Source organism: Thermocaproicibacter melissae (assembly GCF_024498295.1).
Classification (GTDB): Bacteria; Bacillota; Clostridia; order Oscillospirales; family Acutalibacteraceae; genus Thermocaproicibacter; species Thermocaproicibacter melissae.
This window is the reverse complement of the sequence record NZ_CP101827.1, coordinates 446,807-461,628: the sequence shown is the minus strand read 5'-3', so window position 1 is coordinate 461,628 and position 14,822 is coordinate 446,807. Positions and strand designations below refer to the sequence as shown.

Here is a 14,822-nt window from a genome sequence, read left to right as displayed (position 1 = left end):
CCGTTTCGTTTACTTCAGTTCAACGATTGTAACGCCGGACTCCCCTTCCCCGAATGTTCCAAGACGGTATCTTTTCACCTGCGGGTGATTTTTCATGTGAGTCTGCACCGCCCTGCGAAGTACGCCCGTGCCCTTTCCGTGAATAATCGTCAGCTGCCCGACGCCGGAAAGCACGGCGGCATCAATCGCACGGTCGACCTCCATTAGTGCCTCTTCCGCTGTAAGGCCTCGGACATCCACTTCCCTTGCGGCAGGAACCTGAGCGCGGCTTACGTTGCTAGTGACTGTTCGGAAGATTTGCTTCTGCTGCTTTTCCTGCAAGAGGCGCAGATTAGACAAAGGAACGCGAGTCTGCAGAATTCCCGCCTGAACGAGGACTTCGGGTGGATTGCCCTCCGGCAGGCGAAGGACCGTAGCTTTTTTATCAATGTCAAAAATCAGCACCGTATCGCCGACCTTGAGAGGACGCGGCAAACGGTAATCGGAGTCCTGCTTTTTGCTGACAGGGTCCGCTGTACGTTCCAGAGAACGAAGTCCTGCATTGAGTTTTGCTTTTTGTTCGGCTGTAATCCCTTTGTTTTTCTGCTTGCGGATTTCATCCATCTCATTCAGGAGAGCATCGATTTGTGCCCGGGTCTGCGCAACAAGCTGAGCCGATTTTTCGCGTGCCTGCGCAATGGCGCGGTCTGCTTCTCTCTGCACCTTGCTGCGCGCTTCTTCCGCTTCGCGGCGGGCAAGCTCAGCTTCCTCCCTCATGCGGCGGGCTTCTTCACGCTCATTTTCCAGTTGTCTGCGGCTTTCCTCAAGGTTTTGGACTACGTCCTCGAAACGCCGGTTCTCACCGGAAACGAGCTCTTTGGCACGGTCTACCACAGCAGGGTTCATTCCGAGGCGAAGAGAAATTGCGAATGCGTTGGAACGGCCCGGCATTCCGATTAAAAGGCGATAAGTCGGGCGAAGCGTTGCTACGTCAAACTCGCAGCTGGCGTTCTCGACGCCGCTCGTCTGCAAGGCATAGGCTTTTAGCTCGGCATAATGCGTAGTTGCGGCGATTTTCGCTCCTTTGGAACGAAGCTCCTCCAGAATGGATTCCGCGAGGGCGGCGCCCTCTACGGGGTCAGTGCCGGCTCCCAGTTCATCGAGCAAGACAAGACTATGTTCATCCGCGCGCTGTATGATTTCTATTATATTCTTCATGTGTGCAGAAAACGTCGAAAGCGACTGCTCGATGCTCTGTTCATCGCCGATGTCGGCAAGCACCTGGGTGAAAACGGAAAGTTCGCTCCCTTCCGCCGCAGGAATCATCAAGCCGCACATCGCCATCAGCGTCAGAAGGCCGACTGTTTTGAGCGAAACGGTCTTACCGCCGGTGTTCGGGCCGGTGATGACAAGGGTATCAAAGGTTGTTCCAAGCTCGATATCCGTCGGGACAACCTTGTCTTTATCAATGAGCGGATGGCGCGCGCGGTGAAGGACGATTCTTCCCTTGTCGTTGAGTTTCGGCCGTGTTGCTTTCATGCGGTAGGCCAGCGACGCCTTGGCGAACACAACACTGAGCGACACCGCAAGGCCGTAGCTGCGCACAATCGTGTCCGCAAAATTGCCGGCTTCCGCAGAAAGCGCATAGAGGACGCGCTCCATCTCCTTTTTCTCCTGAGAAAGGAGCTCTTTGACGCGGTTATTTGCTTCCACGGCGCCCATCGGCTCAATAAAAACCGTTGAGCCGCTTGCCGAAGTATCGTGCACAAGGCCCGGAATCTCGGAGCGATACTCCGCTTTAACAGGCACAACAAAACGCCCTTCACGGATGGTTACAATCGGCTCCTGAAGGTACTTCTGGTAAGTGGCGGAATGAATCATCCGGTCAAGCACTTCGCGGGCTCGGGCGGACGATTGACGGATTTTCCTGCGGATTTCCGCAAGCGCGGGCGAAGCGTTGTCTGCCATCTCTTCTTCCGAGAGAATTGCTTCGCTGATTTGGTTTTCGAGGTACGGATTCGCCGTGATGAGGCTAAACCGCTCATCAAGGCAGGTTTTGACCCCTTCGCACTTATCGCGCCACTCCTTAATCCCGCGCAGGGTCCGAAGGACGGAGGCGATTTTCAACAGCTCCGCCATAGTGAGCATTCCGCCTGCCTGAGCGCGGTGAAGAGAATCCGTTACATTGGTAAGGCCCCCGAAAGACGGGGAACCGAAGCGCGCCATCAGGCCGAAAGCGTCGTCGGTTTCCTGAAGGAGGCGCTCCGCGTCGCTCGGCGACGGTTCTAGTTGCAATGCTGCCTGCGCAGCGTCTTCACATGCAGCCTGCTCTGCGAGCAGGTTCAGAATTTTATCGAGCTCAAGCGCTTTGGCGTGTTTTTTCCAATCGTACTGCATTTCAAAAATCCTTTCTCAAGGCTTGCCTGTATTTCTGCACGATGTATGGTGTAAAGTAATCAGCACCAATTCAGGCGGATTGTTGAGTCTGGGATATTTTCCCAGACCTGTGCTGACGATCAGTTGTTTGTTTTCCATGCGGTACAGCCCGGCGCTGTACTGCGGAAAAAATTTACGCTCCGGAGACAACAGTCCGCCGAAGTGCGGAATGCGAACCATTCCGCCGTGAACATGGCCGCTTAAGGTAAGCTCCGCGCCCCATTCCGCATAAGTATCAAAAAATAACGGATTATGGGCCAGCAGCACTGTAAACGAAGCATCATGCTGCCCGACAAGATTCTCCATCTGTTTTTTTGTAAACACGGCGGGTTTGCGTGAATCCCAATTTTTCCAGCGATAAAACCGCAACGGCACGCGTATGCCGCAAAACGTGATGTTCTCGCCGTTTCGCTCCAGTTTTTCCGAACGGTTGTTCAAGACATGAACTCCTCGTTCCCGCAATTCTCGAATGAAAAAGCGCCGATTCTTTGTAGACAGCTTTTGCTCATGGTTGCCGTATGCAAAATACACGGTACATTTCTTGCAGAGAGTTTCGGCAAGCCGGAACAGCGAGTGAAAATCCTGAATCCACTCATCCGCAAAATCCCCGGTGATAACGATTGCATCCGGCTTGAAGTCATTGATTCTCTGCACAAATTTCTGAACGCACTTCGGAGAAGGGTTCCCGTGCAGGTCGGATAATTGGGCAATGCGAAACCCATCAAACGAAGCTGGGATTTTTGCAGACGAAACTATATACTCGGAAGTACGCAGCATGGCATTTTCCGGGCATAACGGAGCGATGGAACGAAAAACGCGCTTGATGAGCTGTTTTTCTCCATACAGGGTATCATGATATGCAGCATACGGCCGTTTTGAAAAAGAAATTGATTTTTTCAAAAATATTCTCCCGCTGTAATTGTGTTATTCTAAAATTTTTTATAGCAAATAGTAAAGGCGCAAAACACTGTGAGGAAACCTGCGCTTCACGATATTTTTGCCCCATTTGTCATCTGATGGTAAAAATCGAGTGTGGCAAATCCGCGCTGAAGCGTTTCCAACACATAGTGTTCCGAGGCGGCAGACAATTCCTTTGCGGCCTCCTCCGAAACACGGAAGGAAAAGAGCTTATCAAAATCGGCATAAACCGTGTGGCGCAAAGCAGTCATGGCTCCGGGATGGAGCAAATACATCGGTTCCGGCTGCTGCTTACCGCAGCAATTGCCGCACAGAATTCTTCCGCTCCTCGGCAGGAAATACATGGTTTCCGATTCGTAGCACCCGCAATCCGCGCAGCAGATGAGGTTCGGCATATAGCCGGCAAATGACATCATCCGCATCTCCACGGCTGCCTTGAGCACCGCTTCGGGTCTCATATTTTTACTCAAAAAGTACATCGCGTTTAGCAGAAGGCGAAGGAACATCTCCGCTTCGGAATCCTGCGGAGCGAGGACAACGGCCAGTTCGCAGAAATACTGGGCAAGCGAAAGGCGCCCAATATCCTCTCGAAGGCCAAAAAAGACTTCGATTGGCTGGGCGTCGTCAATTATGTAACTATCCCGCCCTTCAAAAATGGAAAAGCGGGAATAAGTAAAAAGTCTTGTAGCGGAAAGCCGGCCAGAACCGGCTCGCCTCGACTGGCGAACGAATGCACGCAAAATGCCTCGTTCCCCCGTCAGGACTGTGACCAGGCGGTCTCCTTCACCCACGCGTTTCTCCGAAACCACCAGGCCCCGGGCGTCGATCTTCATTCTGGTCCTCCCGTTTTGACTGTGCCTGTTGGGATTTTGCCTTGCACTGTGTGTACGTCAGGTAATCGCGTACCGTTCCGGTACGGCGGAAAACATCCCAGGCTGTCTTTTCGTCCATAGCTAACCGCTCCTCTGTAAAAACCGGTGTTACCCGGTTGAATCTTTCCGGTAACAAGTATTTGCAGAGGAGGCGTTTCTATAAGAGGTAATTGTATGAATAGAAACCATAATATTACATATTTTGCTGTTTGTATTTCAGCGAAATATGTTTTCAGCTGTCGAAAGCGGAGCTATCATATCCCATTGCTCTGAGCGCAGCTTCCCGGTTTCTCCAGTCTTCTTTGACCCTGACCCATAGTTTTAGATTGATTTTACACCCGAAAAAGCGTTCCATATCCTCGCGGGCATAGGTGCCGATTTTTTTCAGCATGGAACCGTTTTTGCCGATGATGATACCTTTGTGGGATTCCTTTTCGCAGTAGATAACCGCAGAGATATCGGTGATTCCGCTGCCGTCATCCCTCGCCGACATACGCTCGACGACAACGGCGACTCCGTGAGGAACTTCACTGCTCAAGAGGCGGAGAATCTTTTCTCGGACGATTTCACCCGCAAGGACGCGCTCCGGCTGATCCGTCAGGGCATCGTCGTCAAAGAAGTGAATTTCCGGATGAGCAAGCTTCTTGAGCTCTTCGGTGAGTTCGTCAATTCCGTCGTTCTTAACAGCCGAAACCGGAACAACCGCCTCAAACGGATAGAGGGAAGAAAGCTCGGCAATCTGCGCCATTAGGACAGATTTATCGGCCAAGAGGTCAATTTTGTTGATGGCAAGCACCGCCGGAATTTTCTGTGCCTGAAACCTTTGAATCAGCTCCCGCGAAGACGGGGAAACCTTCCTGCCCGCTTCTTCCACCAGCAAGCAGGCGTCCACACCGGAGACGGACTCCAAAACCGACTTGACCATGTATTCTCCGAGACGGTTGCGCGGTTTCAAAAGTCCGGGTGTGTCGATAAAGACCAATTGGGTTTCCGCTTGTGTCAGCACGCCCATGATGCGGGTGCGTGTTGTCTGCGGTTTATGAGAAACAATGGCAACCTTCGTGCCAAGCAGTGCATTGAGAATTGATGATTTGCCGACATTCGGCCGCCCGACAATGGAAATAAACGCTGTTTTTTGTTCCGGTGATTCAGCCACGGTGTTTCCCTCTTTCTGCTTTTTTTCGGAAGAGCTTGTCCTTTACGCCAAGTGGACCTAACTCAATAAAAATCAGGCTGATCGCCGTCGCTGCGGCAACAAGAACTATCATGCCCGGGTTTTCGCAAAAATAAGTCAGCATAAGCTGAAAACTCTCAGGCTTCCAGAACAGGCAGACCGCAACGCCCAGTGAAAAAAGGGCGCCCATCAGAACGGCACCTGACGCAAGGTCCTTAATTTTGCGGATGCCGGGATCATAGTGCTCCGCCATGCGGTTGCAGATGGTTTCTGCCGAGGTATTCAGCAGTTCACCCATGAAAACAGCCGCAAAGGTAAGAAAAAGCACGGCGTATTCTGTTCTGTTCAAATGAAAAAAGAACGAAAAAGCGAACACATATAGTGCGACGACAATGTGTATCCGCATATTTCGTTCATGATTGATGCAGTAACCGATTCCTCGGAAAGCACAACGAAAACTGTTCAAAAACCGCAAGTTCTATTCCTCATCTTCTTCAAGTACATAACTGCTTGTGCTCGGCAGGCCAAGCTCCGTCATGACTAGTTCTTCTTTCTCGCGCATATGAACCCTTTCAATGCCACCCTGCTCATGGTCATAGCCGAGAAGATGCAGCATGGAATGGGCTGTGAGATAACCGACCTCGCGCTCAAGGCTGTGGCCGTAGCGTTCTGCCTGCTCCACAGCTTTTTCCATGGAAATCACGATATCTCCGAGAATTTTTGCACCGGTTGAGTGGTTTATGTCGTAAACTCCGTTCTCTCCCATTGGGAAGGACAAAACATCGGTAGGCATGTCCTTATTGCGATACTGCAAATTCAGCTTGTGGATCTGCTCATTGTCAACGAAGACCACACTGACCTCCGCAGGTCCCTCAAACTTCTCCATTCTAAGTACGGCAGTACAACAGCGCCGCACAAGCATCCTAAGGCCCGTCGGTATTTTGACTGCCTTCTGCCTGTTATCAATAATCACCTTGACTTTTTCCATGGTAATCACCGCCCCGCTTCTTCATATTTCTCATAAGCTTTTATGATTTCCTGCACCAATCTGTGGCGGACAACATCTTTTTCCGTAAAACGAATCTGCGCAATGTCATCAACATTCCTCAGAATATGCAGGACATGTTTCAGGCCGGAACGTTTGCCGTCCGGTAGATCAATCTGCGTAACGTCTCCTGTAATAACCATTTTGGAACCGAACCCAAGCCGCGTAAGAAACATCTTCATCTGTTCCGGCGTAGTGTTCTGAGCCTCGTCGAGAATGATAAAGCTGTCGTCCAACGTTCTTCCGCGCATATAAGCAAGCGGTGCAACTTCTATGTTGCCGCGCTCAACATACTTCTGGTATGTTTCGGCCCCCAGCATATCAAACAACGCGTCATAAAGAGGGCGCAGGTAAGGATCGACTTTCTGCTGTAAATCTCCGGGAAGAAAGCCGAGTTTTTCACCCGCCTCCACGGCAGGGCGAGTCAAAATAATCCTGCTGACCTGCTGTGCGCGGAAAGCCTTGACGGCAAGCGCCACGGCAAGGTAGGTTTTACCCGTTCCGGCCGGCCCGATGCCGAATGTTATGGTATTGGACTCGATTGCCGTGCAATAGCGTTTTTGACCAAGCGTCTTTGGCTTAACCGGTTTGCCTTTTGACGTCAGGCAGATGCAGTCGCCTGCAAGCGCCTCGATTTTCCGTTCGTTTCCTTCGCGAACCAGTTCAAAGCAATAGCGAACATTCTGCTCGTTTATTATCTCACCGCGGTTTGCCAAAGCAATCAAGCTTTTCAATGCGCGCACGGCTTGTTCTACGTCTTCCGGTTCCCCGGAAACTTTCAGTTCGTTGTCGCGGCAGACAATTTCAACATGGTACTGCTGCTCAACCAGACGGATATTTCCGTCAAAGCTGCCAAACAGGGCAGCTGTCTGGTTATCATCTTCAATATTTATCTTTTCTTCAAACATCCCATCACCTGAACGGTTTGAGCCGCAGCAATAAAATCTGATTCCGGCGATACCGGAATGATTCCATTATACCACGAACACAAAAAACCTTCTACGAAATTAATAGCAATATTATATACAAAATTTTATGAATCTTTTATGAATATCGGCGATTCCTTTGCAATATTTTCTTCGCATACCAATAATACGCTTTCTTCGAGCATGTCATTTCCCCATTTTTCATTGATTTTTGAGGAAATAACCTTACCAGAAGGAAGAATTTCTTTCGTCTTGCGTTCCACTTCCTTTTTGGCAAGAGCCCGTGTTTCGTCTTTCGTCAACATCGTTTCCGCAATCTGAGCTTCCGACCATTCTTCTTCGTAGATGCCGAGCGGGAGCAGCACGCCGAACATAGAAATTCTGGACTGTGACCGCGACACGCTCCACCCAGCCCCCGGTTTTCTTTGAAAGGTAAGTGGAAACCGTGCATTAAATATATCGAGATTTCGACGGTAAACTTTATTCCCCGTAAGCACCGTTTTTTTCTGTTTCTGCTGCACCCGAACCGTAAAGCTATGCTTTGTTTCGGCTATGATTTCGGCGGAGGCATGGGTCAGCGTACTGCCGCCGGTCTGGTCGACTACGACGGAATCTACCAAGAGCTGATCCTTAACAACCGCGTCTCCCTTTTTTACAAGCGGGGTTCCGGCGTAAACTTTCATGGAAATAATCTGACCGGTTTCGGAAGCCTTGATGTTGCAGATGCTTTTTAGGTCTGCGATTTTCGGCTTCTCCACTTTTTTCTGAACGACGACTTCCGCCCTACACCCTTGCAGATTAACGCTCATCCACCGGATTTCCGGAAACTTCAGCATAATTTTCTGTGCCAGCGCCCTTGGATCAATGGAACTTCTCCACGTTCCCGGAGAAAGCCCCTCGGCAGCCAGAGCTTTTTCAAGCTGCGCGGCAGGATAGGGAGAATCTCCGGTAATCTCCACACACCACACCCGCAGGGAAAGAATGAAAGCGATGATGAGAAACGCTGCCGCCCCAGCCCAAAGGCCCATGTGCCCACGTGTCTTGTACAGCAAAAACGGAAGGCCATGTTTTTCGCGGATTTTCAGGCGGCAGCCGGCTCTGCGGGCAAGCGGCCGCAAAGCCCGATATTTGCGCGCCGCGACACAGGCTCCCATATTCTTGCCTGCGCGGATATCCCACAGATAGATGCCTTTTCTGGCACAGGCGGTATAAAACCGTTCCGGGCTGCCTCCATGAACGCGGAAACGGACATAGCCGATCAGCCAGCGAGTCAGATTAAGTGAAAGCATGGAACACCTCAGTCCAGAAATTCAATTCCTGTGATGTAGCCGGTTACAACAAGAGCATCAGCCGTTAAGCAGCGGATGGTAAGGCCCCTTCCGGTAAAGCGGACGACATGGTTCGGCGTGCGGACGCGGACAACGGTCTCGTCGTATTCCAGGACGCCGCCGCATCCTTCCACGACTGCTTCGCGGTTTCCGTTCAGTTCCATATGTGACTGTATGGAAAGCCCGGACATTTCAAGCATTTTCCCCGGCCTGCGCATCCTACCCCACCTCTCGGTAAATGCTATGCGGCGGAATGAGGAATTATCCGTTCCGCATATATATGGCTGAATCAATAGTTTGGACCGGCTGCGTTCTTTACAGGCGGTTGCAATCAATGAGGTGGTTCTGTGGGTAAAAGTTCGGGTTTGCTGCTTGCGGCTGTACTGACGGCGGCGTGCGCTCTGCTGATCTTTCCGGCTCAGGCGGCGCAGGGAGCAAGAAACGGCGTGGAGTATTCACTCAACATCCTGCTTCCTTCCCTTTACCCGTTTATGGTCCTCTCGGTTTTCGTCGTGAAATGCGGGCTCGCGGAAAAACTCGGCGCCGTGCTCGAAAAGCCGACGCAGGCATTGTTCCACCTCCCCGGCAGCGCGGCTGTCTCCGTCGTGATGAGCGTCATTGGAGGCTACCCCGCCGGAGCGCGTTCCGCGGCGGCGCTTCGCTCAGAAGGCCTAATTACGGATAAGCAGGCAGAACAGATGATGTATTTCTGCGTCAATGCGGGGCCATCGTTCGTCATTACGGCTGTCGGCATCGGATTTCTCGGGAATGCGCAGGCGGGAGCTGTTCTGTTTGCTTCTCAGCTGATTTCCTTTTTGATTATGGGGATTCTCTCCGGTCTGCCCGCGCGGCGGAAGAAAGATACTGCTCGCGATGCTGCGAAACGGAACACGACACAGCACGGGACCGCGGAGGCATTTATCGTTTCTGCCGCAGATGCAGCTTACTCTACGCTGATGATGTGCTGCCTTGTGATTTTGTTTGCCGCAGGAATGAACCTGCTGCGGATGGCGCTGACTTCGCCCGTTGTTTCCGTTTTCTGTTCCGCGGTTCTCGAAGTGACGGGCGGCTGTGCTGACCTCGCCCGCACCGGAGCACCTCTCTGGTGTTTTGCGCTTGCGATGGGTTGGGGCGGAATCTGTGTTCATCTGCAAGTGATTGCCTGCCTCGGCTCGATACAGATTCGCAAAGGCCGTTTTGCTCTCTGCCGCCTGATACAGGGATGTATTTCGGCTCTGGTCTGCTGGTGCCTGACACAGCTTTTTCCCCCGTGTGCCGAGACTTTTACAAACACTTACGAACCCATTGTTGGCGCCACCTCCGGCTCCATTCCCGCGGCGGCAGCGCTTGCCCTGCTTTGCGTCGTTCTGCTGTTTTCCATGCCGCATCAAAAGCTGGAAATTGACGATACAAAATGATATAATTCTTTTAAGATTGAACCCACAAAATTTTTTACAGGGGATGAATTCATGTTCAAAAGAAAAAAACTTTTTGGAAATAAAATTGAACCTGACTGCTCCCTGTGTTATTATGCCGATGAAAATAAATGCGGTACCGACAAGAAGCCCTGCAGCCGCTTTCGCTATGACCCGCTCAAGCGTACACCTGAAAATCCTCCTCCGCTCCGCCATTTCAGCAAAGATGATTTCGAGCTGTAAATTCCAACAGAAAAGGAGGCCGCATTTTAAGTGGTCTCCTTATTTTTTCTTATTCAGTTCATAACGCCGGAAAAAATAGAATCCATATCCTCCGTGACGGAGGCTTCAATCTGCCCTTGGGCAGCCATATCTTTCATGATGTTAATTGCTTTCCGATGCTCCATAGCCTTCCGGTACGGCCTATCCTCTGTTAAGGCCTGATAGATATCAACGCAAGCAAGGATGCGGGAATTGAAATCAAGATTGCTGCTGTCGCGCCCATAGGGATAGCCGGAGCCATTCAGTTTTTCATGGTGATTGGAAGCCCATTCGGTAATCTCTTCAAAGCCATCAATCCGCTCCAAAATTTTGCGGGTATAATACGGATGGGCCTGAATCATGCGGAATTCGTCCCTGCTAAGCTTTCCGGGCTTATCCAGAATCGAACTCGGTACAATCAATTTTCCCAAATCATGCAGGTCGGCTGCAACACGCATTTGCCAATACGTTTGCTCGTCAAATTCATAATACTGGCAGATAAATCCGGTCTTTTCACTGATTCCCCGCGAATGAGAACCGGTAAACGGCGACTTGGCGTCGATGATTCGGCTGAAAATCTGAGAAATCTCGCGGAGCTTTCGGAAGTCAAACTCACGGCTCACTTTAGGCTGCATCGCAACAAGCGCCCGCTGTACAAACATATCATTCAGGTCGAGCCAAAACTCCACATTGGCGCTCAGTTCCAGAGCCGCTTCACACAAATCCGGATCAAACATATGTACATTCTGGACGATGGAATCCATAACTTGATCCGTTCCCATACCGCTGGAATACCAAATTGCCATCAAGTCCGCCAGATGGATGATTCGTGAAAAGATTGGAATCTTGTTGCCTGCAATGCCGAAGAATCCGCTTCCGTCGTAATTCTCGTGGTGATAAAGAATCACGTTTTCACGCTTCATCAGGAACGGAAAGTTCGCAAGATTTTTTTCACCCTCGATGCAGTGCAAAGGCATTGCCTCAACCGCACCACTATCTGTACTAATAGTAACTCCTTTATCCTTCATCTTGCGAAGAGAAGCCATTACGCCGTTATCATGAAGGAGTGAATAGGAAATTAAATCGAAAAGGCTAGACTCAGAAAAACCGATTTTCTTCGCAAGGCGCGCAGAAATATACGCAACACGCATTCCGTGATTGGAATGTGTTGGCAAAATTTCTTTTTCAGCAAAATCCAATGTCCGTGATAAAGAAATTAGGAACTCATTGATATTCAGCAACAAATGATCACACGCTTTACTTGAAAATTTTGTATACAAAAATTCGTATATTTGTTTTATTATAACAGAAATGGCGACTGTGATTTTTTACAATAAAGAAAAATACATGATTTACGGCAAAATTTTCTTGAATTTTTGGTATTTATTATTAAACAATTAAGGAATGCTATTTTGTTTTTTATTAAATTTTGTTGTTTTTACGCTTAATTTTCCTTACGCTTTCCGATGTGCTGCAAAGATAAAAAACGGAAGGAGAAAACGGCATGAACCGTATTGAAGCGAACATACAATCCCGATTATTTGGATTGCAGGACCTAAACTACCGCAGCTTTCAATGCAAGTTGATTCCGACTGTTGCACCCGAAAACGTAATTGGCGTTCGCACCCCCGAACTGCGTAAGATTGCAAAAGAACTTTCCGGAACAACAGAAGCAAACGAATTTCTGAAAATTCTGCCACACAAATATTATGAAGAGAACAACCTTCATGGCTTTCTCATTGATTTGATGACGGATTACGACCAGGTCATTGATTCCCTGGATAAGTTTTTGCCCTATGTGGACAACTGGGCCACCTGCGACATGATGTGCCCCAAAGTGTTCAAAAAACATCTGCCGTCGGAACTGCTCGAAAAAATTCGCGAATGGCTGAAGTCGAGTCACACTTACACGATTCGCTTCGCCATTGAAATGCTAATGACTTTTTACCTGGGTGACCTCTTTCTTCCGGAGTACCCGGAGATGGTTGCGGCAGTAAGGTCCGAGGAATACTATGTAAAGATGATGATTGCATGGTATTTTGCGACGGCACTGGCGAAACAATATGACGCTGTTCTCCCGCTCCTCGAGCAGCACCGTCTGGAAACGTGGACCCATAACAAAGCGATTCAGAAGGCGATTGAAAGCTACAGAATCACGGATGAGCAAAAAGCTTATCTCCGGACTTTGAAGGTGAAGGATTAAATAAGCCATAGATGAAAGGCTGCAGATGATAAATCTGCAGCCTTATTTCTTTATTGATTCTGGCCCATGACGTCGCTTGCCCCGAGCTTAACATCCCTTTTCTTGAAATCAAAATTCCTGAAGTATTTTACATTCTGCGGTGTACCCTGCGCCGGCGGGAATTCATAGCCGGGGTAACGGACTACCGGGCAGGTCTCTTTTTTCAGCTTGCTGATAAAATCATCCGGAAGGTTCAAAATACTCTGAATGACTTCCTTCGGGGTATTTGCCATCCACTGGGCAAGCGAGACGTCCGAATAGTGGTCGCTGTTGAAGAATTCCAGATAAATCAGTTTTTCGTTTCCGGTATTTTGAACATAGTGGAAACCGCCCACCGGCACATAGCCTACGTCGCCCGCCTGATAATTGAACGTGCGTGCCTTCGGCCCGGGCATAAATACCGTCATCCGAGCCTGCCCCTGGATATAATACTGGAATTCATCATTATTGGTATGCCAATGGATCTCGCGCATGGCACCGGGCTCTACCTCAACCATAGCGCAAGAAACAGTTTTGCAGGCAGGGAAATTCCTTTGGTCCAGAATACGGATGCTACCGCCTTCCCCCATAATGGGTTTGACGTTAATCAGTTCATGCTTGTACGTGTTCGGAACGGTTCCATACGGTGACTGAATGGTCTGGGATTCAATCGGCCCCGGGTCGCCGCCATCGGTAATATAGACTTCTTCCTTCGGTATTTTGTCAAACACGGACTCCGGACACCCGAAATTCGCCGACAAAACATCTTTTGGCAGATGGGAGAACAGCTCGCTGATTGAAAACGTATTGTTTTCGGAATAAGTGCCTTTATCAAAAAGCATCAAGAATTCGCAGCCCTCATGAAGCCCCTGAATGGAATGCGGAATATTCTTCGGAAAAATCCATCCCTCACCGGGTTTACAGTCCGCAATAAAATTGCGGCCCATTTCGTCAACGGCTGTCACGCGGGCGCCACCGACCAGCACAAAACCAAATTCCGACTGCTGGTGGGAATGCATTTCCCGAACGCCCGGAGAAAGGTTCATATCAACGATGGCAAATGTGTCTGATACCGGAAGTTCGCGCTTTGTGATTTCGCGCGACCACCCGCCCGGCTTGATTTCAACATGAGTGTCTGAAAAAGAAAACTTCAGGTTCGGCAGCAGGCCGTGGTCTGTTGCCGGAGGTACAAGCATATCGGGCGATTGCTCATCTCTCTGCAGGTTCCTAGGCCCCAGGTCAAGAGCACCTGCCCCGTCGCTCCGAATCGGTTCCGGCCGGTTCGCCGCTTTCAGCTGGTCCAGTTTTTCCTGCATTCTTTCAAAATACCGTCGATCCATCTACATTCCTCCTAAGCTCTCGCTTTTTTCTTAGTTATCCCCATTTTTTGGCGGTTAATCATAGAAGGGAATGGAGATCACTAAGAATCGGAATCTTCGCGCACGATTAAGAAAGGCACAAAAATTTGTGCTGTCCGTTCTAATAATTTGTAATCCGTTTTATATAATTTTATTGACAAGTTATTAATTTATCGTTATACTTTTTTCAAGAATCGAGGTGACGTTCGACTTGTCAAAAAATGTTTACAGTATCGTGCTGATGGACGAAATTGTGGAGGCAATCGACAAGCTAGCCTATGAGCAATGTACCAGCCGCAGCGGGCTGATCAACCGAATTTTGGCTGATTATCTTTCCTGCCCCACGCCTGAGAGCCGCATCCGCGATATTTTCAGCTGTATGGAAGAAATGTTCGCCGGCCTTGACAGCTTTCAGTTCCGTGAGCAGCCGAGTGAAAGCATGGTTACGATTCGCAGCGCCCTGCATTACCGTTACCGGCCAACGGTGCGATATCTGCTTGAGCTTTACCGAGAAACCGGTGATTATCTCGGCGAGCTACGCGTTTCTTTCCGAACGCAGAACCGCGAGCTTCTGGAACTCTCAGAAGATTTCTTCCGCTTCTGGGCGGAGCTGGAGAGCGAGGTTGTCGCAGGCCGGTTCCCGGAAGGAAGAATTCCATGCTCCATAGAGCCGGGACGCTTTATCCGCCGCCTTCTTCGGCCGGGCAACGAAAACAGCGTTACCTGCGAATCTTTGGCACGAACAATCCTCGATTATATCCGTTTGTTCGACGATTCCATGAAAAAGTACTTTGCAGACGAAAGCGAAGCAGCAAAAAATCAAATTGCAAAGAATTATTTGAAACGGCTGAACAGAAATGATGTTCTGTAAGCTGACCTCATAAAGGAG

15 protein-coding genes are annotated in these 14,822 nt (G+C 49.8%); 4 read left to right on the top strand and 11 right to left on the bottom strand.

The window, feature by feature from the left end:
• Window positions 1-9 precede the first annotated feature (9 nt).
• The 9 genes from NOG13_RS02295 to NOG13_RS02255 form a co-directional block, all read right to left on the bottom strand.
• Complete coding sequence (locus NOG13_RS02295; protein WP_283110690.1) at window positions 10-2,376, bottom strand: endonuclease MutS2; 2,367 nt, start codon at window positions 2,374-2,376, stop codon at window positions 10-12.
• Window positions 2,377-2,391: 15 nt separating this feature from the next.
• The gene (locus NOG13_RS02290) at window positions 2,392-3,315 is read right to left on the bottom strand and encodes a metallophosphoesterase (RefSeq protein ID WP_283110689.1); all 924 of its coding nucleotides are present in this window, start codon (window positions 3,313-3,315) and stop codon (window positions 2,392-2,394) included.
• An 86-nt stretch (window positions 3,316-3,401) separates the two neighbouring features.
• Entirely contained in the window at window positions 3,402-4,166 is a 765-nt protein-coding gene (gene recO / locus NOG13_RS02285; RefSeq protein WP_283110688.1) for a DNA repair protein RecO, read from the bottom strand.
• 271 nt (window positions 4,167-4,437) lie between these two features.
• Window positions 4,438-5,361 (bottom strand): GTPase Era, encoded by a 924-nt coding sequence (gene era / locus NOG13_RS02280; RefSeq protein WP_283110687.1) that lies wholly within the window; start codon window positions 5,359-5,361, stop codon window positions 4,438-4,440.
• Entirely contained in the window at window positions 5,354-5,854 is a 501-nt protein-coding gene (locus NOG13_RS02275) for a diacylglycerol kinase family protein (protein ID WP_283110686.1), read from the bottom strand. The genes era and NOG13_RS02275 overlap by 8 nt, the downstream gene beginning before the upstream one ends.
• 3 nt (window positions 5,855-5,857) lie before the next feature.
• Window positions 5,858-6,367, bottom strand: coding sequence for an rRNA maturation RNase YbeY (gene ybeY, locus NOG13_RS02270; RefSeq protein WP_283110685.1), 510 nt, complete (start codon window positions 6,365-6,367; stop codon window positions 5,858-5,860).
• A 5-nt stretch (window positions 6,368-6,372) separates the two neighbouring features.
• Window positions 6,373-7,332 carry a PhoH family protein gene (locus NOG13_RS02265; RefSeq protein WP_283110684.1) on the bottom strand — a complete coding sequence of 320 codons (960 nt, stop codon included), beginning with the start codon at window positions 7,330-7,332 and terminating at the stop codon, window positions 6,373-6,375.
• A gap of 125 nt (window positions 7,333-7,457) precedes the next feature.
• Window positions 7,458-8,639 (bottom strand): sporulation protein YqfD, encoded by a 1,182-nt coding sequence (locus NOG13_RS02260; RefSeq protein WP_283110683.1) that lies wholly within the window; start codon window positions 8,637-8,639, stop codon window positions 7,458-7,460.
• A gap of 8 nt (window positions 8,640-8,647) precedes the next feature.
• A complete protein-coding gene (locus tag NOG13_RS02255; protein ID WP_283110682.1) occupies window positions 8,648-8,878 on the bottom strand; it encodes a YabP/YqfC family sporulation protein in 231 nt (76 codons plus the stop codon).
• Window positions 8,879-9,025: 147 nt separating this feature from the next.
• Between NOG13_RS02255 and NOG13_RS02250 the strand changes: the two genes are divergently transcribed.
• Together NOG13_RS02250 and NOG13_RS02245 are read left to right on the top strand one after the other, a co-directional pair.
• Entirely contained in the window at window positions 9,026-10,096 is a 1,071-nt protein-coding gene (locus tag NOG13_RS02250; RefSeq protein WP_283110681.1) for a sporulation protein, read from the top strand.
• A 51-nt stretch (window positions 10,097-10,147) separates the two neighbouring features.
• Window positions 10,148-10,336: a hypothetical protein gene (locus NOG13_RS02245; RefSeq protein WP_283110680.1), complete on the top strand. Its 189-nt coding sequence runs from the start codon at window positions 10,148-10,150 to the stop codon at window positions 10,334-10,336.
• Window positions 10,337-10,389: 53 nt separating this feature from the next.
• On the opposite strand, the gene NOG13_RS02240 is transcribed toward NOG13_RS02245, so the two are convergent.
• A complete protein-coding gene (locus tag NOG13_RS02240; RefSeq protein WP_346347661.1) occupies window positions 10,390-11,529 on the bottom strand; it encodes an HD-GYP domain-containing protein in 1,140 nt (379 codons plus the stop codon).
• 329 nt (window positions 11,530-11,858) lie between these two features.
• Between NOG13_RS02240 and NOG13_RS02235 the strand changes: the two genes are divergently transcribed.
• Window positions 11,859-12,557, top strand: coding sequence for a DNA alkylation repair protein (locus NOG13_RS02235; protein WP_283110679.1), 699 nt, complete (start codon window positions 11,859-11,861; stop codon window positions 12,555-12,557).
• Between the two features lie 50 nt (window positions 12,558-12,607).
• On the opposite strand, the gene NOG13_RS02230 is transcribed toward NOG13_RS02235, so the two are convergent.
• Window positions 12,608-13,915, bottom strand: a complete 1,308-nt coding sequence (locus tag NOG13_RS02230; RefSeq protein WP_283110678.1) for a cupin domain-containing protein — start codon at window positions 13,913-13,915, stop codon at window positions 12,608-12,610.
• Between the two features lie 229 nt (window positions 13,916-14,144).
• Between NOG13_RS02230 and NOG13_RS02225 the strand changes: the two genes are divergently transcribed.
• On the top strand, window positions 14,145-14,804 hold the full coding sequence (locus NOG13_RS02225; protein ID WP_283110677.1) for a hypothetical protein: 660 nt from the start codon (window positions 14,145-14,147) through the stop codon (window positions 14,802-14,804).
• Window positions 14,805-14,822: the final 18 nt, after the last annotated feature.